This window comes from Psychrobacter sp. SHUES1 (assembly GCF_001652315.1).
In the GTDB taxonomy this organism is placed as follows: Bacteria; Pseudomonadota; Gammaproteobacteria; order Pseudomonadales; family Moraxellaceae; genus Psychrobacter; species Psychrobacter faecalis.
In genome coordinates, this window is record NZ_LXWA01000031.1 from 75709 (window position 1) to 99331 (window position 23623).

Genomic DNA, 23623 nt, shown 5'->3' on the forward strand with positions numbered 1-23623 from the left:
AGACACTCACTTAGCAACCTTACTAGATTGACCTTTTTTATTTTTAATTGATTAGCAGCGGACGAATAACTTATGCCAAAAATTACAATATTACCTCACCATGAAATCTGCCCAGAAGGCACCGAAGTCGAGCTAGAATCGGGCACAAACTTATGTAAAGCGCTACTTGAAAAAGGCATCAAGATTGAACATGCCTGCGAGATGTCAAAAGCCTGTACTACTTGTCATGTCGTGGTGCGTAAAGGATTTAACACCTTAGATGAGATGGACGATATCGAAGCGGATTTATTAGACCGCGCGTGGGGTCTGGAGCCTGATTCACGCCTATCGTGCCAAGTGATGCTTGAAGATGATGATTTAACGATTGAGATTCCTAAATACACGTTAAACCATGCGAAAGAAAATCATTAAATAATAAAGCTGAAGCATGAAATGAAACTAAAAAATCCAGTTATGATAAATAACTGGATTTTTCTTTTTATAAATACTTTCAAGTCGCAATCAATCTGTACCTAATTATGACTGATATTTTCCTGCTTACTTGCTGTGACTATCTCAAGCAGCGCCGCCTGCTCTTCTTGTTCGATACGGGCAAGCGCTAGATTCAAGCGATTTCTGATATCTTGATAGTCATTATTTTGCATGTCTTTAAAGTTCAAATGCAAATTAAAACCAGGTAGCGTATGATCTACCCATTTTGACAACTGACCTTTATTTTCATCAGGGTCGAGTACTTGCCACGCGCTTACCTTATTATCAAAACCTTTGAGCTGAAAAGCACCGACATATTCACAGTCATAATCATGCGAAATATAATCATGGGTACTTTCGCTAATAAATATCTGGCCTTTACCCGCGACTGCCTCAAGCCGTGAAGCAAGGTTGGCCTCTTTCCCAATCAGCGTATAGCTCAAACGGTTGTTACTGCCAAAATTGCCGACGTGACAGTAGCCGGTGGTAATGCCGATACGGATATATAGTCCCTCGAAACCGAGCAGCCGCCATTTTTGCCGTAAAGTGCGCATTTCACGGCGCATATCTATCGCCATTGCCACACAATCGAGCGCATCTTGGCGCGGCCCTCGACTGTTCGGCTCGCCAAAAAAGCACACCATCCCATCGCCGATAAACTTATCCAACACCGCGCCGTGCTTATTGGCGATTAACGTCATACAGTGCATATAGGTATTTAGAATGTCCGCCAAATTGTCAGCGCTCAAACTATCGGACAATTCTGTAAAGCCAACAATATCTGAAAACATCATCGTCAGTTTGGCGCGTTTATTTTCGACACTAACGGGACTGTCAGATTTAACGATTGGTTCCCAAACTTGCGGCGGTACAAAGCGCGTCAGTTTATTAATGACAGAAACCATGGTATTTAAACGTCCAGCCGCTTGCCGCGCTCGCGCTTCATAATCTACATAATCACGATAAACATGGCGAAAATGGCACAGTATCACAATCATACTGGCCAATAACACCGCAGGGGTAACAAAGCTGTCGTGACAGTCCATCTCAGTACTATTTAAAGTCACACTGACGTAATAAAAGACAATGACCGTCACTACTGATGCAGCGAGAAGTTTAAGATGGTTTTCAGGGCTACTAAGAATAATCCGCAGACCGATGAGCGCTGCTAGACTGAGCGAAATCACTGCACAAAACTGTATCGAACCTATGACCGCTGAAGATAAAATAATAACAATGTTAGACGTCCAAAAACTGGCTGGCCGGCGATAGTTATAGATTAAAATCAGCAAACTCGGCAGACAAACCACGACAGCGAGCGCCATCGACGTCGGACTAAAGTTGTAATGTATTGCGAGCAATACGACCGTTAGTATTAAAACAAAAATTTCTGGATAATCAAATCGATAGGCATTGCTATTACTACCACCCTGTACAGGAATCTTTGGGCTTGTGGTTTCAAAAAATGCCATGGTCAAGGTTCGCTTAAAGGAAAACTGTCGAAGGTTTGAATAAAAATTAAAGCGGATCTTCTATTAACATATGTTTTTGTGCAGTCTTTAGATTAATAAGTATTTAGGTTAATAAGCATTCAGGTTGCTAAGCCCTTAAGTTAACAAGTAAATGCGTTAATAAGTAAATCGCTTTATCAACATTTGATAATATAAGTAGATAGGAAATCTATCTATTATACGGCTTTAATGCTGACTTACCTAGGACACTGGTAAGTAAAAGCATACCACTTGTCGCTTATTAGCCATAAAAAGCAGTGTGAAGCTCATGGTCAACGAAAACAATCCTAGTTAAAAACGACTTGAGTTAATAACCATGACAAAGACAAAAAAGCCAGATAATATCTATCTGACTTTTGCGAAGTGAAAAATAAATATAAGTCCATACTCAACGACTATTTGAATAAGGCAATTATTGCACGCTAAAACTATTAGAAACGCCTGAATAAGGCTTAATCTTATGCGTCCAACCGTTCTTCCAGTCGCCTTGATGGGTCAAGCGATAAGTGCCTGCTGGGGTGTCCTTAGCTATTCGCCAATCAATGATGGCTTTACTATACGCCGCTCCTTCGAGCTGCCACGTATAAGTGGTATCAAAATCACTGTCACTTAAATAATCGACCCATTTACCATTGTCAAGACGCTGCACTTTTAAGAAGCTGTCTTCGGTACGTAGATTGTTTTTAGGATGAGCGCCGCGGAATACTGCCGTAGCAATGTCACCCTTTTGATAGCTGGCTTTGGGCTGAGTGAGGGTTTGTCCCCAAGTTTGCTTTAAAGGCTTATCGTCGAAGACCACGCCTGGACGCTCGTTAAAGGATTTGCCTGAGCGATCAGGCGGTGTGGTTCTGTCATAGACTTCTATACCATCACGTAGCGCTGCCGCTAGTTGAGTATATTCTTGGATATAAGCAGCGGTTTGATATGGACCATACTCAGTAGACGCGCCTTCGTAATGCTGAGTAGCAAATTCTTCGCGCGTGGTCAAATAGCCGCTATAGTTATTCGCCAAACCATTAATAATAACGGTATCAACCCCCGAGTCTTGTAGTTGAGCAAGCACGGCAGCGCGCATCCGGCGTCCGACCATGGTCGTCGGCTCGGCAGGGATAGCAACGAGAGCAATATTACCGATACGCATCAGTTGCACCGGCTGCTGAGTATTAATCCAGCCCCAACTTCCCGTTGGCAATAAGACTTGTTTTTCCGCCTGACAATCATCTTGGCTAACGGTCGACACTATACCAAACGCGCCGCGCGTTAAACTGCCCAAAAATGATTGATCGACTTTATTGATATCGTCATTGATACGGAAATTTTCTCGGGTCATGCCCTCATACATACCAGGTATGTTCGAGGGGCCATTCTCCCCGCCAGCGGCAAACGAGTAACCACGAGCTGGCATACATAAGACTTTATTACCCGCGCCATTGGTGAATTTACCATCGACCTGATAGCCCTTTAAATCAATCCAGCGCGCGCGTACATCCACGGGTCCAGTAACCGGCACGCCTTGATGCCAAAGCTCAACCGCTTTATCCAGCTGCATCTGCCCATCACGTCTGACGTTTTCCCACTCGTTACTACTACCTTGAAAGCCGGGTTTTGAGTTGGCATTACCACCTATGGCTAACACATCACCCTCGTCAGCATTGGCAAAAGCTGCGACAAACGGCTTGTCTGATTCTCCGCCAAAAATCTTTTCCGCACCGCGCTGAGCAAAGCCCTTATTATCAGCACTTAGATGCATAAATTTATTACTAAAACTGGTTGGATGCAGCGCAAACCAATTAATCAGACCGACTGGTGTGCCATCGGCAGCATCAAGACGTAGCTGGGTCATGGTTTCATTGACATTACTATCAAAATCTTTGGCGTCGTTATTATTGTTATAGGCAAACTCTGAGCGATTGACTGTCGCGCCCTTTAGCTCGCCTTGCGCCAAAGATAGTGTCCCTGGCGTCAAGGTAGCGTGAGCGCGTTTAATTGAGGTGACAATACCATTGACGATAGCATTGAAGTTTTGGCTGCTATAGCCTGCTAGCGTGTCATCGGTACTGGCAATTTGATACAGCTGCTGATGTGAGTAACCGGCGTTACCCACATGGGTATGCGTGGCGGTGAGCATGACATCGTCATCGTTATATAAGTCACCATAATCCGCTTTTAGACGTTTAATGACCTCAAGTTTTACTGCGGTAAACATCGCGCCCATATCTGCTGATACATAGACGACACGTTTGCCCGCATTTTTATCCGCTTCGCCGATAATAAAAGCATGAGAGTACAAACGGTCGTTGATACCTTGTACCACCTGCCCCGCCGCATAACCAAACATGCCAGTTTCGGCAGCAGCACCAGTGATATCCGCCTTACCGCTACCTACTAAATACTGGCTTGTCGGCATCGCTCGCATAGACATGGCAGAAGCACTGTGATTAAACGTGACAGAGCTGTCCGCTGCGTCAGTAGCGTTTTCACGAATCGTTGGCCCCGAATCGGACAAGGCTGCAGCAGATTGCACGGATGCCGACTGTACTGACACAGCTTCCGTTGAATCCGTCTCACATGCCGTTAGGCTCAATACAGTGGTACAAATAGAGATGAGTAACATAGAAGGTCGTAATAACGCTGGAGAAGCAGAAGAAGTAGCCATTTGTTATCCTTAACATAGAGTAAAATCTTCAACTTAAAAATCTCAGTCTAAGATTAAATATCTCGCAACCTATGTGCGCGCTCAATCAATGATAACTATTGATAACTACCAATACACATCAATCCACTAAAATGGCTGCGAGTAGATAAGTTGGCTATATCCATTTAACCAACCCCCTCTCTAATATAACGATTAACAAACAAATGTGTAATATCTAATGGTAACAAAACCTTCCATTACCCTTAAAAACCACTTCACTATGATTTTACTTTAAGCATGCCTACTTAAATAAAATGACTCGAATAAAACGACTTAAATAAAAAGTACTAAAGTCACATTTATCAACCATTATCTAAAGCTTAACTACATTTGCCAATCGAACGGCATTTGATGATGACCACGCAGCGCCATCATCAGCGTTTGCTGCATTTGCGCCAACACTTCTTTGGTATAAGGGACAGCAGGAATACCCCATACTGGATTTGGCCATTGCATGTCGTTTTGATAGCGGACGATATGATGAAAATGTAGCTGTGGTACTTGATTACCGAGGGCGGCGACATTCATTTTATCTGCTTGGAAAGTCTTGGCAAGTTGGCTTGATAACCAGCTCGACTCACGCAAAAACTGCGTTTGGTCTGCCTCAGATAGCTCGTACAATTCTTTGATACCTGATACCCGCGGTACCAATATTAACCATGGAAACTGACAATCATTGATTAAACGACAGGTTGATAATGGGAAATCACCCACTAAAAAACTGTCGGCTGCAAGTTTATGATGAAGTTGGAACATAATGACGGTTCTCTTGTTATGACGCTCAAATAAAAGGAATTAAAATACCGAAAAGCAGAACTGAATTTACTAAACTAAAATACGCTTAAAACATTATGCTTAAAGAAACAGCAGGCTAAATATAAGATGCCGCTATTTTATCAGTTATCCAAGCGATAAAATAGCGCCGTGACCGATTGTCTTAGCGTATGGTATTTGCTGTACTTAAACGATTTCGTAAATGTGCTTGGTTTGCCGATACAAATAAACAAAGCTAAACAGCATCCGTCACCATATGTTCGCTAAAATAGCGCAATAGCTCTTGAATTGCGCTGACGCGCTGCTGCGGGGTTGCCAGCTTATCGGCATCCTGATAACGAATGCCAGAGGCACCATTCATACGATAGCGCTGCCCATTGCTCTGAATCAACTTAATAATCGCTAAGGCATCGACCGGCGTATCAGGTGCAAACTCTAATGTCATGCTATTACTATTGGCATCAATCTTATTAATCTTTAGCGGCTCAGCTTGTATACGCAGTCCGTGAATGGCGAATAACTGCTTGGTTTGATCGGGTAATATGCCAAAACGGTCAATCATTTCGGTACGGATATCGGTCAGGGCTTCTTTATCATCGGCATTACTGATGCGTTTATAAAACAACAAACGCTGATGCACATCGTGTAAATAATCCTCTGGTATCAACGCCGAACTATGCAAGTTAATCTCGCTGGTCAGCGACAATGGCGTACTCAAATCCGGCTCTTTACCAGCTTTAATCGCTTTTGTCGCCCGCTCAAGCATATCCATATATAAGCTAAAGCCAATCGCTTGCATATTACCACTTTGCTGCTTACCAAGTATCTCGCCAGCACCGCGAATCTCTAAATCCTCACTTGCCAGCATAAAGCCTGCGCCCAGTGTATTAGCGCGCTCAATCGCATGTAAGCGGCGCTTAGCATCGCCTTTAAGACCTTTGATAGAAGGCACTAGCAGATAACAATAAGCCTGGTGATGACTACGGCCAACACGACCTCGCAGCTGATGCAATTGCGCCAAGCCAAACTTATCGGCGCGCTCAATGATAATCGTATTGGCATTGGGCACATCGATACCGGTTTCGATAATGGTCGAACAGACTAGCACGTTGAACTTTTTATGATAAAACTGCTGCATCACTTGCTCAAGTTGGCGCTCTTGCATTTGCCCATGCGCAACCCCTACTCGTGCTTCAGGCACCAGTTCACGGACGGTCTCTGCCATACGCTCAATACTGGCGACATCATTGTGCAATAGATAAACCTGTCCGCCGCGTAGTAGCTCACGCAAGATGGCTTCTTTTAATAAAGCATCGGTCTTTTGCATAACAAAGGTTTTAATCGCCAGACGACGTGCAGGCGGGGTGGCAATAATCGACATATCACGCATCCCTGAGAGCGCCATATTAAGCGTTCTAGGGATTGGCGTCGCGGTCATCGACATACTATCGACGTCGGTCTGAATCGCCTTGATACGCTCTTTATGGCGTACGCCAAAACGATGTTCTTCATCGACAATCATTAAACCCAAATTAGAGAACTTCACATCAGGTTGCAGAAGTTTATGCGTACCGATAACAATATCGACCTTACCCGCTGCGAGGTCTGTTAACACCGTATCTTGATGTTTTTTACCACCAAAGCGCGACAAGGTTTCAATACGTACCGGCCAATCAGCGAAACGGTCACGGAAATTGTCTTCATGCTGACCTGCGAGCAAGGTTGTCGGCACCAATACTGCCACTTGATAGCCTGCGCTGACCGCAATGAATGCCGCACGCATAGCGACTTCTGTTTTACCAAAACCAACATCGCCGCAAATAAGACGATCCATCGGCTGGTTCTGTCGCATGTCTTCCATCACCGCATGAATGGCATTGGCTTGATCAGGCGTTTCTTCAAAGGCAAATTGACTGGCAAATAGCTCATATTGCGATGGGTCGATTTTAAAATGAATACCGACTTTCGCTTCGCGCCGTGCTTGCATATTAAGCAGCTCGGCCGCCACGTCATGGATTTGCTCAAGCGCCTTTTGCTTGGCTTTATCCCATTTACCGCTACCAATTTTATGTAATGGCGCAAGTGCAGGGTCACCGCCACTATAACGGTTAATCATTTGTAAATTGGCAACCGGTACATAGATACTGGCGTCATCAGCGTACTTTAGGTGGATAAACTCTTGCTCGCCGTCACCAACATCGAGCGTAATCAGGCCATTGTAACGCCCAATACCATGCTCGATATGCACCACTGGACTGCCTTCGGTGATTTCGGTGACGCTTTTAACCAAGAACTCTTCTGATACCCCACTTTGCCGGCGACGACGCGTTTGCAGCACTTGCCGGCCAAATAATTGCGTCTCACTAATCACGACCAAGCGCTCAGGCACGTAAACGCCGCGTTCAATAGGCGCAATGGTCAATCCGACTTGCGGTAACTTATTATTATTATTCTTCGATTTGTCCGCTGCTAAAAACGCCTCAAAGCTATCGTAAGCTTTGACATCTATTTTGCCTTTAAACAGTTCAATCAAAATCTCACGCCGACCCGCCGTTTCTGCCACAATTAATACAGGTGTTGCTGTTTGCGCTTGCAACTCTAAAAACGCTAACAGTTCGCTAAGGGGTTCGGCTTTTTGATGATTGACTGGTAGTTGTGGCGGCTCTTGCGCACTTAGTGTCACTAGCCCTTGTTTTTTTGGCGGCAGGGTTAATGGTTCAGATGCTAAGGTTGCGTCATCGTTATCAATGCTATCAATCGCAGCGACATCAGTCATGGTCGCAAGCTCATTACGCGCACTCAATATCACTCGCGGATAATGATTAAGATGTTCGTTTAGACTATTTGATAATAAATATAACAATTCAGGCGCAACGATGGGCTTGTCAATATCGTGACGGCGCTCTTCATAACGGCGCTGAATTTGTGACCAATAATCTGCCTGTTTTTCGTTAATCAGCTCATCGGTAATAAACAAGGCATCGCTTGGCAAATAGGAAAACAAACTACTTTCTGCCATCCAATCCTTTAAATCAAAAAACAGTGGCTGATAATACTCAAGTCCGCTACTGGCAATACCTGCCATGACATCTTTATGCAGCTCAGATTTGCGGCTACTGGCATTGGGGAACATGGCGGCAAAGTTGGTGCGGAACGTCTCCCGCCCTTCATCGAGCGGAAACTCTTTAGCGGGTAGTATTTGAAATTGCTTAATGGGCTTTGAGATATCTGGCAGTTTATGCAGCAGCGATAGCGATTCTTTGCCCATGCTGCTATCGTTGCCGCTTATCATGGTTTTGAGGTCATCAACGGTCAATGTGCGCTGGGTCTGCGGATTAAAAAAGCGAATGGTCTCAATTTCATCATCGAATAAATCTAGGCGTAGCGGAAATGGCTGACCCATGGCAAAGATATCAATGATACTACCACGTACGGCAAATTCGCCCGGCTCAAAGACGTTCTCAACCGCGCGATAACCCGCCTTTGCCAATAGTTCGCGCTGAGTATTGATATCAAATCGATCACCGACACTCAAATCAAAATGCTGCCCTATCAACCAGCTTGGCGGTGCGACACGGTGCATCAATGCCTGTACCGATATTAACAATACCCCTGACGTTGGCATATCCGTTAACAGGTTAATACGCTCGCTGACGATATCTTGATGCGGAGACAGCTCATCATAGGTCAGCGTTTCCCAATCAGGGAACACATAAGCATCGACGCCGCAAAATGCCAACTCCGTCTCTATCTGGTTAAGCTGATTTTGGTCACGCGTCACCACAACCTTTAGACGGTCAGCCACATCCCATAGCGGCGTTTGTACCAGACTTGCGAGCCACAAGCTACTGACTGCTCCATGCACAGGCGCCAGCCAACGCCGCTCGGCATTCTGGATAGGAAATAACTGCTGGTTAATAGGGTCAAAGGCGTCGGTCAAAGCAGTGATAGACATAAAGGATAGGGTCAACGTTAAGAGTCAGAAAGCTATTATACGAATATTTGCGCAATTACCAAAATTTATGCCGTAACGGTTTGTCACTTAGCCTTGTTATGAAAAAACCAAAAACTAAACAATTGATAAAACGCATATTCATCTATAACGACAAGCTACTTAAATACAAAAACCTCAACGATTAAGCTGAGGTCTCGGAGTTATAACCATTAAGCTACTGTTAAAGTATAAGCTATTTTTAAATTAATGGTTTTTCGCTTGCGATAATGCCGTTATTGTCGGCATAAACAAACATACCTGAGTTTAACGTTAAATCACCAAAGCGGATTTCAATATCGGTTTGACCTTCATCGCGGCGATTTGATTTGCGCGGGATGCAACCAAGCGCCATGACACCGATATCCATTTGCGCCATATCATCTACATCACGCACGCAGCCATATACCACCACCCCTGCCCAGCCATTATCAATCGCTGATTGCGCAATCATATCGCCGAGCAACGCGCAGCGCATTGAACCGCCACCGTCAACGACCAAGACTTTGCCATTGCCGTCTTTATCTTTGCCATCGCTGTTTAATAAGGATTTTACACGGCTATTATCTTCAAAGCATTTTACCGTCACGATTTCACCGCAAAATCTGTCTTTACCGCCAAAGCTATAAAATGATTTGCCTTCAATATTGGGCAAACATACCTGCGACTCAGGATTGGCATCTAATAAATCACAAGTGACAAAGTTGTCTTTATTCATCGTGGTTGTTTCTGCTGTGTCTGACATCGTGACGCTCCTTGTTAAGTTAAATAGTTGAATTATCTATCATGAAATCTGAGTTTTTATTAATTTATGTTTAGGCTATTTTTTGACTTTGGTCATTGCTAGTAGCTGTTTATTTTCGATAATTTCCGTGTCTGTAATGGTAGGCTCACTACGATATTTATTACGCTGATACACCTCATGCGCACTCATCGCCATCGCACTGGCAACGCGCTTGGCAGAAATAGGATGCAAGGATAATGACTCGGGGACGATTGGCGAGATCAGTTTAAAGGCTTTTTGACCAAAGCTTTCAAGCGGACGGCCTTTATGCTTGCCAAGTAATAGTGATGGTCGAAAAATCACCAACTGGGTAAAACCTAGCGCCATAATAGACTGCTCTGTTTCCGCTTTGACCCGATTGTATAAAAAACGGCTGTCGATATCGGCATTCATTGAGGACAATAAAAAGAAGTTTTCCACGCCTTTCGCACGGCACAATGTGGCAAAATTGACATTATAGTCGTGGTCAACTTTTCGAAACGCTTCATCACTACCTGCTTGTTTTTTGGTGGTACCAAGGCAGCTAAAGGCATCGGTCTTACTATCTGCGCCGACACTGGCAAATATTTCAGCCAAGTTATCAAAATCATTGACCTGATAAAAGCGCATGCTGGCATTGATGTAGCGAGGCGGCCGCCGTGCAATCACAATCAACGTGTCATAAAGCTCACTAAGCTGCTTAACAAGATGCTGTCCGACCAGTCCTGTTGCGCCAATTACAATTGCTTTTCGCTGCATAGCCTATCCATTTATATCATGTTGGGGTGTTTATAATGCTAAAAATGATGTCTTATAGAAATTGTTTGCTTTGGTATCATACCTAAATTAACAACTCGCTAGCGCTATTCTACACAATTTATTGTAAGAGATTTTATCAACGGTTAGGTTTATGGGAATCATTCAGAATTTTAAGTCTAACTTTTGTTATATAATTCACTTGTTAGCGCGATAAACCCTTTAATTAAACCTTTAAGATCGGCTAACATAACTTCTTTTAGCATTAATCATCAAATATATTGTTCTAAGCGCAATAATTTGCTAAGATAACCGGCTTTACACGTCAACGCTGTTTAATTATTCCAAACAGTTCTGGCACGAGCGATGCTCTATTACTATTAGGTGCTTTAATAACAGATAAGTGCCCTCATAATAGACATCGACATCATGTTTGGCGAGAGGCTGCTCGTCACCGATGATTGTTAAACCCATTATTATTGCAATCAACATTCATATTTTTATCTGTCTTTATCAAGGAGATACGCGTGGCTAATACTGCACAAGCTCGTAAACGCGCCCGTCAAAACACCAAACGTCGTCAGAACTCTGCGTCACAACGCTCTATGGTTCGTACTTATCTAAAACGTGTTGATGCGGCTATCGCTGCTAAAGATTATGACGCGGCTACCGAAGCTTACAAAAAAGCGGTACCGGTTCTTGATCGTATGGCTGACAAAGGTATTATTCATAAGAATAAAGCTGCTCGTCGTAAGAGCCGCCTAAACAAAACTATCAAAGGCCTACAAGCTTAAGATTGATTGCGTTTAGACCGCATCGCACTTGATGGTGTGATGACCAAAACCTTGCTACTGGTTTTCATACTGGGGCAAGGTTTTTTTATGCCTATTTAAAAGGTAACCGTTACTATTTAAAAAACATTATAAGGCTAATTAAATACTCCAAAAATAAAGCCTATGTCCATTTTACTTCTGGTGGCAATAGTAATTTGCTTGGATGAAAACCAGCGGCACGGTAGCCCTGTAATAAATCGCTGATTGGACGAATATATACTTGCCCGCGCCAAACGAAATAGGCATTGGCTTGCTCAAAAGGCTTATCATCAAACCACAAAAACACCCCTTCCATCATCTTTGGCCAATCATTCCAATCAATCTCAACCACGTCTAGCATCACTGCCAAAAACGCTGATAGTAACGTATCATGACTGACGGCGAGCATTAAATGCCCATGTTGCGGCTGGTTTTGATAAAAAAGCGATAAAAGATCAAGTCCGCCTTGATAAGCATTTTTCGTGCCTTCAAGATTGCCTTGTAAGAAGCGATTGATAAAGTTTAGCACACCAATTTCTTTAAAAATCGGGTTGGCAATCTCAGGTTCGGTCACCAGACTGCCAGGTTCAACCAGTAGCGATTGATGGGCAATATCACGTCGTAGTCCCGCACCCTCTTGCATCAGCTGCGCGGTATCAATACAGCGACCAATCGGACTTGAGATACTATCAACATCGAGCGAATACGGCAAATGTTCTGCTAGCCAGCGCCCCCAAGACTTTGCCAACACGCGACCTTTTGGCGTTAGCGGCAATTGATAACTGGCAAAACCATTACCATCAGAGCGCTCGCGCAGAGAATGTCTGGTAAATAAAATCAGTCTTTTATCTACCGGCAACAAACCGACCGAAGACATCATACTGTCAGGTAAGTGAGAAGGTGCAGGTGCGTTCGGCCTGAGGTTCGTAGGCTTTTCAGCCGGTGTCGATCGTCCCGATGGGGTATTATTAGGCAATTTACTCATGATAGTAAGCGTAGCAGATTTATTGATGAGAATGAACAAAATATAAGGTCAGTTGCACTATAGCTTATTCCGCTACATATCGATATAAGCGCTTGGTTAACAGGATTTAGCCAATATCCACCACTTTGTTCCAGATGAACGCCAATTCGGTACTGCTCACCTCATTAGGATAAGCACGCGGATTGACTATCACCCGCGTTTTATTAATTTGATAATCAAAGGCTTCATGGGTATGGCCATGTACCCATAGCACAGGTGCCCAGTCCTCATGCATCCAGCTCGATAAATCACTAACAAAGGCGGCATTACTCGGCAAGTTGGCAAATTTCTCAGACACAGATAATGGGCTAATACTATGATGACTCATGACCACCGTTTTTTTACCCAATGCTTGCGCCGTTATCAGCGCTTGCTGTAGCCATTGACGATGTGCAGTATGGATTTGTATCGATACTTCAGGAGAGAACAGCTCGCCACCCGCATAAATTTGCTTATAATCGCGCATAAAACGCCTAGCCGCTGCCATCGTATCGGCATCGGCTTGATATTGATAGTCCGTCCATAACGTACAACCTAGAATCCTTACCTTACCGATGTCAATATACTGACACTGTAAAAAGCGCACGCCCTGCTCTAATTCACTATCATAATTATCCCAAGTGGCAAGCTTTTTATCGAAATGCAGCACATCTTCGCCGAAGTATTCATGATTGCCCGCGATGGTAATCAAAGGTACTTGCAAATGCGCTGCCTGCTCTTGTAGCCATGGCATACCATCATCGCTATTGGCAGTATCTCCCGCTACCAATACCACGTCTGCGTCCGTTTTAGGGATGCGCCCTAGTGGATACGACTGCCGCGCATAACTATCAATATGTAAGTCACTTAAAATCTGTAATTTCATAGGTTTTACTATTATCCAATCAAACTATTTGCAAAAGTCAGCTTTTTCCTCAGCTTACGATTAGCGTGAATTTAACCAGTGTAGCAGCTTTTCGTTAACGAGCAAAAAGTAAAAAAGACAGCGGATTAGGCTGTCTTTTTTTATTATACGGTCGATCTATAGCGCTAAAGACTGTTCAATATCAATTGTAATTTAGCCAAAGGATCAACAGCTTGGGTGATTGAGCGACCAATCACCAAGTAATCAGAACCATCTGCTAACGCTTGCTTCGGTGTACAGATACGTTTTTGATCATCAGCATTGTCGTCTGGCAAGCGAATACCAGGAGTAATCAATTTAAAATCTTCACCACATAATGCTTTAAGTGTTTTTGCTTCTTGTGCTGAGCATACTACCCCATCAAGACCTGCTTGCTTGGTCAATTGTGCCAAACGGCTCACTTGGGCATCTAGGCCGTCGGTGATACCTGTTTGCGTCAGTGCCTGATTGTCCATAGAAGTCAGCACGGTTACGGCGATTAGCAGGGTTTCAAAATTACCGTTCAACAAGCGCTGCTTGGCTAATGACATGGCCTCAAGGCCCGCACTTGCATGCACGTTGACCATCCATACGCCAAGCTCGGCTGCTGCAAGTACCGCTTGTGCCGTGGTATTAGGAATATCGTGAAATTTCAAGTCCAAAAACACGTCAAAATCACGCTGATGTAGCGCTTTAACAATTTCAGGACCACAGCGGGTAAACAGCTCTTTGCCTACTTTTAAGCGACATAACGCTGGGTCTAATTGGTCAGCTAGTGCTAAAGAGGCATCTTTAGTCATATTATCCAGTGCAACGACGACTGGAGAATGGATGGTGTTATTCATAGTTGTGCCACGTTCTATCAGTTTATTAAATGATTATTATTAAATTATTATATAAACGTCTCAATATAAGAATGCTTAGTTAGCACTCAATGCTCACGCTTTTGCTTGGTTAAAGTAGCACCATCGTCTACATCGATAACGCTGCCGTCTTGTACATTGGTCGCTGTCGCGCCGTAAACCGCTTCTTGTACTGATGGTGCGTTTGCCTGACGGTCAATGACGATATTGGCCTGCGTCACCTGCTCTTGCAGATTGGCATTTAGCTTTTGTAACCGTGAGATTTCCCACTTATTTTGTAGCACACGGAAGATAAGCAGCGCGAGTAGCATGCCAATCACAATGCCTAGTATCAAGCACAGAATCAGTAATAAGCCCAAATTCATCGTTGGTGCTTGGGAGAAAAGTAGATTCACCCCAACTTCGGTATTATTGGCCAATACCAAACCGAGCGAATAAGCGAAGCTTAAAAACAGTAATACCAGCAGTAAAATACGCATCAGAGATATCCTTTTATGTTGAATCGTATGAACCGTTTAACAAAGAACGCGACATTCTGACGGCTCTGCTTACCTAACCGTTTGCTACCTTGGCATTGACAGCTTCACGTAGCGCTTTGCCCGGCTTAAAGTGTGGAATGGCTTTTGCAGGTACGGGTACGCTTTCGCCTGTTTTAGGATTGCGCCCCATACGGGCACGGCGATGATGAAGACAAAAACTACCAAAGCCACGCACCTCTACTCGGCCGTCATTGGCTAAGGTATCGGTCATCAAATTTAATATTTCGCGTACTGCATCATCGACGACAGTGTCTGTCATGTTGTCACAATTCGCACTCAGATTACTAATAAATTCGGACTTGTTAATTGCTTGCTGCATTATCACATGGACCTTATTGATTAATGGATAAGATGATATGAAGTAAATGAACCGTTTAGGTCTGTTTAATTTAACTTTCACATCTCGTTACTCAATGTTGCAAATGATAGCGGATATTGGCATAAATAGGAATAAGAGTTTCCTTTTTTACCATAAAACCTTACTAACTTGCCCCATACTCAAATTTAATCACAAAAAAAAGCGACCGGAGTCGCTTTCTTTTTATAGTATAACTATATCAACAAACTACCGCTTACTGCATTTGTTCTTTGATCAAGTCACCAATGGTTTTTGGCTGTGCATCAGAACCGGCAGCAGCAGTCGTACCAGTGCTTCCCAATTCTTTAATCGCTTGACGCTCTTCAGCTTCGTCTTTGGCTTTGATTGACAAGTTGATGTTACGAGTTTTGCGATCAACACTGATGATTTTCGCTTCAACATCATCACCAACAGATAGATGCTTGGTTGCATCTTCAACGCGATCACGTTGAATCTCAGAAGCACGTAAATAAGCTTCTACTTCGTCAGCAAGTTCGATAGTCGCACCTTTCGCGTCTACTTCTTTTACTTTACCATTAACGATAGCACCGCGGTCATTGTTGACTAGGTATTCGTTGAATGGATCAGAGCTTAATTGTTTGATGCCTAAGCTGATACGGTTGGCTTCTGAATCTACAGACAATACCATTGCTTCAACGGTGTCGCCTTTGTTGTAGTTACGGATAGCTTCTTCGCCAGTTTCGTTCCAAGAGATATCAGATAGATGAACAAGACCATCGATACCACCGTCTAGACCAATAAAGATACCGAAATCAGTGATAGATTTAATCGTACCAGTGATTTTATCACCGCGCTCATGTTTCTTATCAAACTCATCCCATGGGTTAGCAAGAGTTTGTTTGATACCTAAGCTGATACGACGACGTTCTTCATCGATATCAAGGATCATCACTTCAACTTCGTCACCCACTTGCACAACTTTTGATGGGTGGATGTTTTTGTTGGTGTGATCCATCTCTGATACGTGGACTAGACCTTCAATGCCTTCAGAGATTTCAGCAAAACAACCATAGTCAGTCAAGTTGGTTACGCGAGCTTTAACAACGCTACCCACTGGGTATGTGCCGCCAACGTTATCCCAAGGATCTGTACCAAGTTGTTTTAGACCTAAGCTTACGCGATTGCGCTCACGATCAAACTTCAATACTTTAACTTTTAGATCTTGACCAACTTCAACCACCTCAGATGGATGCTTGATACGGCGCCACGCCATGTCAGTGATGTGTAGTAGACCATCAATACCACCAAGATCAACGAATGCACCGTAATCAGTTAGGTTCTTAACGATACCTTCGATCTCGATACCTTCTTCAAGCTTGTTCAATAGCTCTTCACGCTCAGCTGAGTTTTCAGCTTCCATAACAGCGCGGCGACTTACCACGACGTTGTTACGTTTTTGATCAAGTTTGATAACTTTAAATTCTAGCTCTTTGCCTTCTAGATGCGTGGTATCACGAATCGGACGGACGTCTACCAATGAACCTGGTAGGAACGCGCGAACTGAACCGATATCAACGGTAAAGCCGCCTTTTACTTTGCTAGAAATAATACCTTTAACGATCTCATCGTTATCAGAGATTTTCTCAAGGAAATTCCAAGTCTCAACGCGTTTGGCTTTTTCGCGTGACAGTAAGGTTTGACCCATACCGTTATCAACCGCTTCAACCACGACGTCGACTGTGTCGCCAACTTCAACTTCAAGTTCGCCTTCTTCGCTTAAAAACTCTTCACGAGCGACGATACCTTCAGATTTAAGACCAGTATCTACTGTGATCCAATCGCTATCGATGGCTACAACAGTACCAGTAATAACCGAGCCACGCTCGATATCAAGACCTGTTTCTTCGATGCTCGCTTCAAATAGTTCAGCAAATGATTCCATTATGTCTACCTTTGTATAGCCGTATCCTGTCCAGCACAGTACGGATCAAATGTATGACTGTATAAAACGAGAATACTGGTTTTATATCTTATGCAGTCATATAAAAAAACGGTTGTTGCTAATAAGCGATTTTTTAGCGAACTCACTAGCAACGACTGTCTTACTTATATTTATACAATTTTATACTAAAACGGAAGCCATAGGAAACCTTTTAGTACTTAAAATGTTGTTTTTATTAACGATTAAAACAAACACCCTTATCTTGACAATGTTTTTTTACCAACTCATAAACCGCGTCAGCGTCTAGGTTTGAGCTATCTAAAACCAGTGCATCTTCAGCCGGTTTTGACGGTGCCGTTGCTCGGTTTTCATCACGCTCATCTCGCGCTTTAATCGTTGCCAGAATCGCGTCAAAGTCGGCCGCCTGCCCAGCTTTTAATAGCTGTGCCACGCGGCGCTCTGCACGAGCGGTAGCGCTTGCGGTCAGATAGACCTTTACATCGGCATCGGGGAAAACTACCGTGCCCATGTCGCGACCATCCGCAACCAATCCTGATTGGGTTGCCATATCTTGCTGCAATTTAAGCAATGCTTGGCGCACCTTTGGATAAACTGCAACTTGTGAAGCATAACCGCCAACGGTTTCATTGCGTACTTGCTCACCAATCTTAGCGCCATTGACAATAATATCCACGCGCCCTGAATCGCTATTAGGCTCAAAAACGATCTGTAAGCTTTGGGTCAATTCTAATAACGCAGTCTCATCAATCGCTTGGTTGGCATCTGCTGTAATCAGACCTGCTTCAAACGCTTTTAAACCAACGATGCGATATAACGCCCCTGAATCAAGCAGCTGATAGCCCAAAGTTTGCGCTAAGCGCCACGTAACCGTGCCTTTACCTGCCCCACTTGGACCATCAATACAGATAACCGGATAGCGCAATGACGGCGTCTCACTATTGTCATTAGTATTAGGTATAAAAGCAGACATAACACTCACTTAATCGTCGGCAGAGCTGACATCGTGGTAAACAAAGAATTTCCCTACGCTATCAAACGCTTGCACGGTAATAGACAGATTCGTAAGCAAATAGGGCGATAGTATAGCAAACATAACTCCCTATCACTAGCAGTGAGACTAATATCTTGTTAATCATTTGAACGGTTTTTTTATCTTTTTTTTCGTTTGGACGCTTGCCGACGTTCACGAAAAAAAGCCTTTAGCATTTGACTGCTATGCTCACGGCACAGACCTTTATACACTTGAATACGATGATTATAAAAAGACTCGGCAGCCAAGTTCATTTGACTACCAACCATACCAGCCCTCGGCTCGCTTGCTGCATAGATAAGTCTATCGACGCGAGCATGAATCAGCGCGCCAATACACATAGTACACGGCTCTAAAGTCACATATAACGTTGTCTGAAGCGGCAAGCGATAGTTGTTTAAACGCGTGCAGGCATCCCTTAACGCGATAATCTCTGCATGCGCGGTTGCGTCATGGCGTCCAATCGGCTCATTAAAACCTTGACCTATAATCTGCTGATTGTGTACCAGTATTGCTCCTACGGGCACTTCTTCACGTGCAGCGCCTTGCTTAGCAAGATTAAGCGCTTGTTGCATCCAGTTGATATCTTCGACTGCCCAAAGTTCATCTGTAGCAAGTTGGTAGTTAATTGCCTGAAATGGCTGCAAGCTTATATTCTGTATATTTTTCATTTACTGTGGCAATTGCCAGTCAATCGGTTTTTGGCCATGTTGTATTAGATAATCATTGGTCTTAGAAAACGGCTTAGAACCAAAAAACCCGCCGCGGTTGGCAGCCAACGGCGATGGATGTACAGCGGTCAGAATCAAATGTTTATCGGTATTGATATATTTGCCTTTTTTCTGCGCTTTACTGCCCCACAATATAAATACCGTATGCTCTGTTTGTTCATTGACCACGTCAATCACGGCGTCGGTAAACTGCTCCCAACCTTTATTTTGATGGCTGTTTGGCGTGCCTTCTTGTACCGTAAGCGAGCTGTTTAATAACAACACGCCTTGCTGCGCCCAATAAGTCAGATCGCCATGTTTTGAAGGAGCGATTCCGATGTCACTCGCCATCTCTTTTAGCACATTATTTAAAGACGGCGGTTTTGGTATGGCTTTTGGTACTGAAAACGATAAACCCATCGCTTGCCCTGGACCATGATAAGGGTCTTGACCCAGTATCACCACCTTCACCTGTGATAATGGCGTTAGATTTAACGCATTAAACATTAAGGGCGCTGGCGGATAAATACTATCATCTGATTGATAAGCTTCTTTTAAAAAAGCGCGCAAGTTATCCATATTATCAGAGGTCAATTCTTCTGCTAAGGCTTGTTTCCAGTCGTCCGGTAAGCGCACATTGTCCAAAATCGCTTGTTTTTGGGCCTCGGTTTTCGTAGATTTTTCATCAAACAATTCCATGATAGGTCCTTTTTTATTTTTTATAGGAGGATAAGAAATACGATTATTCAATAAATTATAGCAATAAAAAAACGGCTACCATTGTAACCGTTTTTATAACACCGTAACCGTTGTTATTATATCAATAGCAAAAACTTAGCTAGCTAGTGACTCAGAATCTGGATGCGGCTCATGGGTTTCAACGACCGTTAAGATAATACGACTGTCGGCTGAACCTTTATCCGAAGATTTACCGCTAGTTTTATCAAGCTTAACCGTATCACCGTCTTGCTCATTGGCTTCTTTTGGTTCTAAGCTTAGATGGACTACCCCACCGTTTACCAAGTCGCCAAACAAAATCATACTCGCGAGTGGCTTTTTGATCTCGTCTTGAATAAGGCGCTGCATAGGACGCGCACCCATGAGGCGATCATAGCCTTTCTCCGCCAAGTAATCACGGACTTCATCGTCAATCTCGAGCGTCACTTGCTTGTCATCGAGCTGTACTTGTAGCTCAACCAAGAACTTATCGACCACAGAGACGACGACCGACGTATCTAACGCGTTGAACTGAATAATCGCATCCAAACGGTTACGGAATTCAGGGGTAAAGACGCGTTTGAGTGCTTCGGTATTGTCGCGGCTGTGATCTTGCTGAGTAAAGCCCATCGAAGAGCGGCTGATACTTTCAGCGCCGACGTTAGTGGTCATAATGACGATCACTTGCTTAAAGATAGCCACGCGGCCGTTGTTATCAGTCAACGTACCGTGGTCCATCACTTGTAATAACAAGTTAAAGACATCAGGGTGTGCTTTTTCGATTTCATCAAGTAACAACACGCAATGTGGATGCTGATTGATTTTTTCAGTCAGCAAACCGCCTTGGTCATAACCAACATAACCGGGAGGCGCACCAATCAAACGTGACGCCGTATGCGCTTCCATGTACTCTGACATATCAAAGCGGACCAGCTCTACACCTAACAAATTAGCCAGTTGACGTGATACTTCTGTTTTACCAACCCCGGTTGGACCAGCAAACATAAATGAGCCAATTGGTTTGTCTGGTGCTTTTAGACCGGCACGCGACAGTTTAATGGCATCTGCCAAGGTTTCAATCGCTTCATCTTGACCAAATACTAAGTGTTTAAGATCACGATCTAAATGCTCAAGAATGCTCTTATCATCACTTGATACGGATTTGGGCGGAATACGCGCAAGCTTAGCAATGATGGCTTCGATATCAGCAACATCGATTTTTATCGGTGCGCGTTTGCCTTTAGATTTTTCAGACCCGCTCGCACGATCATTGGCTTTTGCCGTATCTGCTTCCTCTTGCATTTCATTGGAAGTGCTTGTTGTATCAAAGCTGTCATCGTCAGCATCACCCCCAAGACCTTCTTCATCGGCATCGATTTGCGCATCAAAGTCTTGTTCTAAATTGGCAATAAAGCTTTCTTCAGCGTCAATATCGTCTAGATCCGCGACGATACCTAAACGCTTATAAGCACCGGCTTCATCAATAACATCGATGGCTTTATCGGGTAAAAAGCGCTCGTGAATGTGTTTCGCCGATAATTGCACAGCAGTTACCAAGGCTTCGTCGGTATATTCGACGTTATGAAACTCTTCATAACGCGGTTTCAACCCACGTAAAATATCGATACTGTCATCGACACTTGGCTCTTTAACATCAATTTTTTGAAAACGACGTGACAAGGCATGGTCTTTTTCAAACACCTGACGATATTCAGTAAAGGTTGTTGAACCAATACAGCGCAGCTCACCATTGGCAAGCGCTGGTTTGATTAAGTTTGAGACGTCCATATTGCTACTCATTGACGAGCCTGCGCCAATAATCATATGAATCTCATCGATAAACAAAATCGCATTGGGTTTTTTCTTTAACGCATCAAGTAGTGATTTCATCCGTTTTTCAAAATCGCCGCGGTACTTAGTACCAGCGATTAATGAGCCAATATCTAGACTATAAATCACGCAGCCATTTAAAGGTTTTGGTGCTTTATCATTGATAATCAGCCACGCCAACCCTTCAGCAATAGAGGTTTTACCAACGCCTGGCTCACCGACCAATAGTGGGTTATTTTTACGGCGACGGCATAATACTTGAGCGGCGCGCTCAATCTCAGGACCACGACCGATTAGTGGGTCAGTTTTACCTTCAGCAGCGCGCTGGTTTAAGTTGGTTGCAAATTCAACCAAAGGATCTTTACTGGTTTTTTCTGACGCACTACGGCGCTCACCAGTCATTGAAGCACGTGGCTCAGATGGCTCGTCTTTGTCTTGACCATGTGATAAATACTGGGTCAGCTCAAGGCGGCTGATGCCCTGCTTTTTAAGCAAATAAACGGCATAAGTATCATGCTCTGAAAACATCGATACCAAAATATCAGAACCTTCAACTAAACGCCCGCCACCAATAGACTGCACGTGGAAAATAGCACGCTGCAAAATGCGGTCAAAGCTCTGGGTGGGTTGTGGTGATTGTTCAGAATCTGCGTCCACGGTTGGCGTATGCTTATTGATATAAGCTTCTAGCTCACTACGCAACGTTGAGACATTGGCATTGCAAGCAGTCAACGTATTGGCAGCATTGGTATTTTCCAATAACGCCAATAGGAGATGTTCAACAGTGAGATACTCATGCGATTTTTGGCGCGCAAGTGTCATTGCTAAACGCAAAGAAACTTCAAGATGACGACTTAACATAAGGACTTCCTACGGTTGTACCTATCTTATTATTGATAGCTTTATGAATGAGTTAGTAACTAAATCAGGGCGATAGATGGATTGTTCAAGGGCAATGTTGAGTTTATTAACAGACATTACTGAATGATGTCTTCCATGGCTTGAATACTATTTGCGTCTTACCTTTATCTCAACATGATACTTAACCATAGTCAATCTTTTAACGCTGACTAAAATGTATCGAAGTGTCCACTAGACCTTTATTGCGCAGTATTTATTGTGCAGTATTAAAGCGACAAATAGGCAAAAAACACTTCGAGCGTAAGTTTTCGAAAGTAACGGTTGAATTTAACAGAGATAAAAGGTGCTAAAACGATATGAAAAAATGTGGGGTTTAATACGATTAAGTGTACAAGGGTATACTTTAATATATGGGTGATATGAAAAAAAAATCAAGCAGAAAATGCAAAGCTAGGAAGATTAATAAAAGAGAATTAAAGGAGTGACAATAAATTTAAAAAGGCAGGAATCAAGTAGACAAATAGATTAGAGCAAACCATTGGCTAATACATCAGGTTTGCTCTACGGCAGAGTTCTTATAATAAATAAAAAGGTAAGAAATAAAAAGGTAAGAAATAGAGAAGTGAGTAAAATCAACCGAAATTAGAGAAAACTTAAGACAAAATAGGCTAAAAAATTATTCACCCTGATGCGGCTCGATTTGAGTCAATAAAGGATAACCTTCACGGTGCGCCAAGCTATTGACTTTTTTGGCTTTGGTTTCAGCGATGTCTTTTGGATAAATGCCTGCAATACCCTTGCTGCTATTGTGAATGGTCAGCATAATTTCAACTGCTGTATCCATACTATGACGAAACTCTGATTGCAGCACATAGACGACAAACTCCATCGGCGTGTAGTTATCGTTATACATGACCACTGCATACATCGGCGGTTTTGCTACTTCTGGCTCAGCGACCAATACATCGGCTTGCGGTGAAGTTTCGCCCTCGGTATCACCATCTTGCGCTAGACGCAGCGGCGTATTTGGGAAATGCCAATCGGCAACGGTTGGCGTTGAATGTAATATCGGTTGTTTTATCATAATTAGCGTACAAATTAATAGCGATGC

Annotated in this window: 18 protein-coding genes and 2 pseudogenes; 2 read left to right on the top strand and 18 right to left on the bottom strand. The window is 43.5% G+C overall.

Going from position 1 to position 23623, the window contains the following annotated elements:
• Window positions 1–72: 72 nt before the first annotated feature.
• Window positions 73–411 (top strand): ISC system 2Fe-2S type ferredoxin, encoded by a 339-nt coding sequence (gene fdx / locus A7325_RS02990; RefSeq protein ID WP_068404490.1) that lies wholly within the window; start codon window positions 73–75, stop codon window positions 409–411.
• 101 nt (window positions 412–512) lie between these two features.
• On the opposite strand, the gene A7325_RS02995 is transcribed toward fdx, so the two are convergent.
• The 6 genes from A7325_RS02995 to A7325_RS03020 all read right to left on the bottom strand — a co-directional run bounded on the left by A7325_RS02995 (window position 513) and on the right by A7325_RS03020 (window position 10964).
• Complete coding sequence (locus tag A7325_RS02995) at window positions 513–1943, bottom strand: adenylate/guanylate cyclase domain-containing protein (RefSeq protein ID WP_068404492.1); 1431 nt, start codon at window positions 1941–1943, stop codon at window positions 513–515.
• Window positions 1944–2394: 451 nt separating this feature from the next.
• Entirely contained in the window at window positions 2395–4638 is a 2244-nt protein-coding gene (locus A7325_RS03000) for a neutral/alkaline non-lysosomal ceramidase N-terminal domain-containing protein (RefSeq protein WP_227514928.1), read from the bottom strand.
• 363 nt (window positions 4639–5001) lie between these two features.
• Window positions 5002–5433 carry an HIT domain-containing protein gene (locus A7325_RS03005; RefSeq protein WP_068404494.1) on the bottom strand — a complete coding sequence of 144 codons (432 nt, stop codon included), beginning with the start codon at window positions 5431–5433 and terminating at the stop codon, window positions 5002–5004.
• A gap of 253 nt (window positions 5434–5686) precedes the next feature.
• Window positions 5687–9406 carry a transcription-repair coupling factor gene (gene mfd / locus A7325_RS03010; RefSeq protein WP_068404496.1) on the bottom strand — a complete coding sequence of 1240 codons (3720 nt, stop codon included), beginning with the start codon at window positions 9404–9406 and terminating at the stop codon, window positions 5687–5689.
• A gap of 238 nt (window positions 9407–9644) precedes the next feature.
• Complete coding sequence (gene rraA / locus A7325_RS03015) at window positions 9645–10187, bottom strand: ribonuclease E activity regulator RraA (RefSeq protein WP_082894266.1); 543 nt, start codon at window positions 10185–10187, stop codon at window positions 9645–9647.
• Window positions 10188–10262: 75 nt separating this feature from the next.
• Window positions 10263–10964: an NAD-dependent epimerase/dehydratase family protein gene (locus A7325_RS03020; RefSeq protein ID WP_068404498.1), complete on the bottom strand. Its 702-nt coding sequence runs from the start codon at window positions 10962–10964 to the stop codon at window positions 10263–10265.
• 524 nt (window positions 10965–11488) lie between these two features.
• On the opposite strand from A7325_RS03020, the gene rpsT reads away from it, so the two are divergent.
• A complete protein-coding gene (gene rpsT / locus A7325_RS03025) occupies window positions 11489–11755 on the top strand; it encodes a 30S ribosomal protein S20 (RefSeq protein WP_010200097.1) in 267 nt (88 codons plus the stop codon).
• 160 nt (window positions 11756–11915) lie between these two features.
• On the opposite strand, the gene A7325_RS03030 is transcribed toward rpsT, so the two are convergent.
• The 12 genes and pseudogenes from A7325_RS03030 to A7325_RS03080 form a co-directional block, all read right to left on the bottom strand.
• Window positions 11916–12758, bottom strand: a complete 843-nt coding sequence (locus A7325_RS03030) for a histidine phosphatase family protein (protein ID WP_068404500.1) — start codon at window positions 12756–12758, stop codon at window positions 11916–11918.
• Between the two features lie 106 nt (window positions 12759–12864).
• A complete protein-coding gene (locus A7325_RS03035; RefSeq protein ID WP_068404502.1) occupies window positions 12865–13662 on the bottom strand; it encodes a metallophosphoesterase in 798 nt (265 codons plus the stop codon).
• Window positions 13663–13826: 164 nt separating this feature from the next.
• Window positions 13827–14525: an orotidine-5'-phosphate decarboxylase gene (pyrF, locus tag A7325_RS03040; RefSeq protein WP_068404504.1), complete on the bottom strand. Its 699-nt coding sequence runs from the start codon at window positions 14523–14525 to the stop codon at window positions 13827–13829.
• 86 nt (window positions 14526–14611) lie between these two features.
• Entirely contained in the window at window positions 14612–15022 is a 411-nt protein-coding gene (locus A7325_RS03045; RefSeq protein WP_068404506.1) for a lipopolysaccharide assembly protein LapA domain-containing protein, read from the bottom strand.
• 73 nt (window positions 15023–15095) lie between these two features.
• Window positions 15096–15401 (bottom strand): integration host factor subunit beta, encoded by a 306-nt coding sequence (locus A7325_RS03050; RefSeq protein ID WP_068404507.1) that lies wholly within the window; start codon window positions 15399–15401, stop codon window positions 15096–15098.
• Window positions 15402–15654: 253 nt separating this feature from the next.
• Window positions 15655–17343: a 30S ribosomal protein S1 gene (gene rpsA / locus A7325_RS03055; protein ID WP_068404509.1), complete on the bottom strand. Its 1689-nt coding sequence runs from the start codon at window positions 17341–17343 to the stop codon at window positions 15655–15657.
• A 235-nt stretch (window positions 17344–17578) separates the two neighbouring features.
• Window positions 17579–18334: a (d)CMP kinase gene (gene cmk / locus A7325_RS03060; protein WP_068404510.1), complete on the bottom strand. Its 756-nt coding sequence runs from the start codon at window positions 18332–18334 to the stop codon at window positions 17579–17581.
• Between the two features lie 179 nt (window positions 18335–18513).
• On the bottom strand, window positions 18514–19065 hold the full coding sequence (gene tadA / locus A7325_RS03065; RefSeq protein WP_082894267.1) for a tRNA adenosine(34) deaminase TadA: 552 nt from the start codon (window positions 19063–19065) through the stop codon (window positions 18514–18516).
• Entirely contained in the window at window positions 19066–19803 is a 738-nt protein-coding gene (locus tag A7325_RS03070; protein WP_068404512.1) for a uracil-DNA glycosylase, read from the bottom strand.
• A 135-nt stretch (window positions 19804–19938) separates the two neighbouring features.
• Window positions 19939–21990: pseudogene (locus A7325_RS03075) on the bottom strand (AAA family ATPase); the annotation flags it as partial.
• Window positions 21991–22386: 396 nt separating this feature from the next.
• A pseudogene (locus A7325_RS14215) lies at window positions 22387–22512 on the bottom strand (Clp protease N-terminal domain-containing protein); the annotation flags it as partial.
• 676 nt (window positions 22513–23188) lie between these two features.
• Window positions 23189–23596: an ATP-dependent Clp protease adaptor ClpS gene (locus tag A7325_RS03080; RefSeq protein WP_068404516.1), complete on the bottom strand. Its 408-nt coding sequence runs from the start codon at window positions 23594–23596 to the stop codon at window positions 23189–23191.
• Window positions 23597–23623 lie beyond the last annotated feature (27 nt).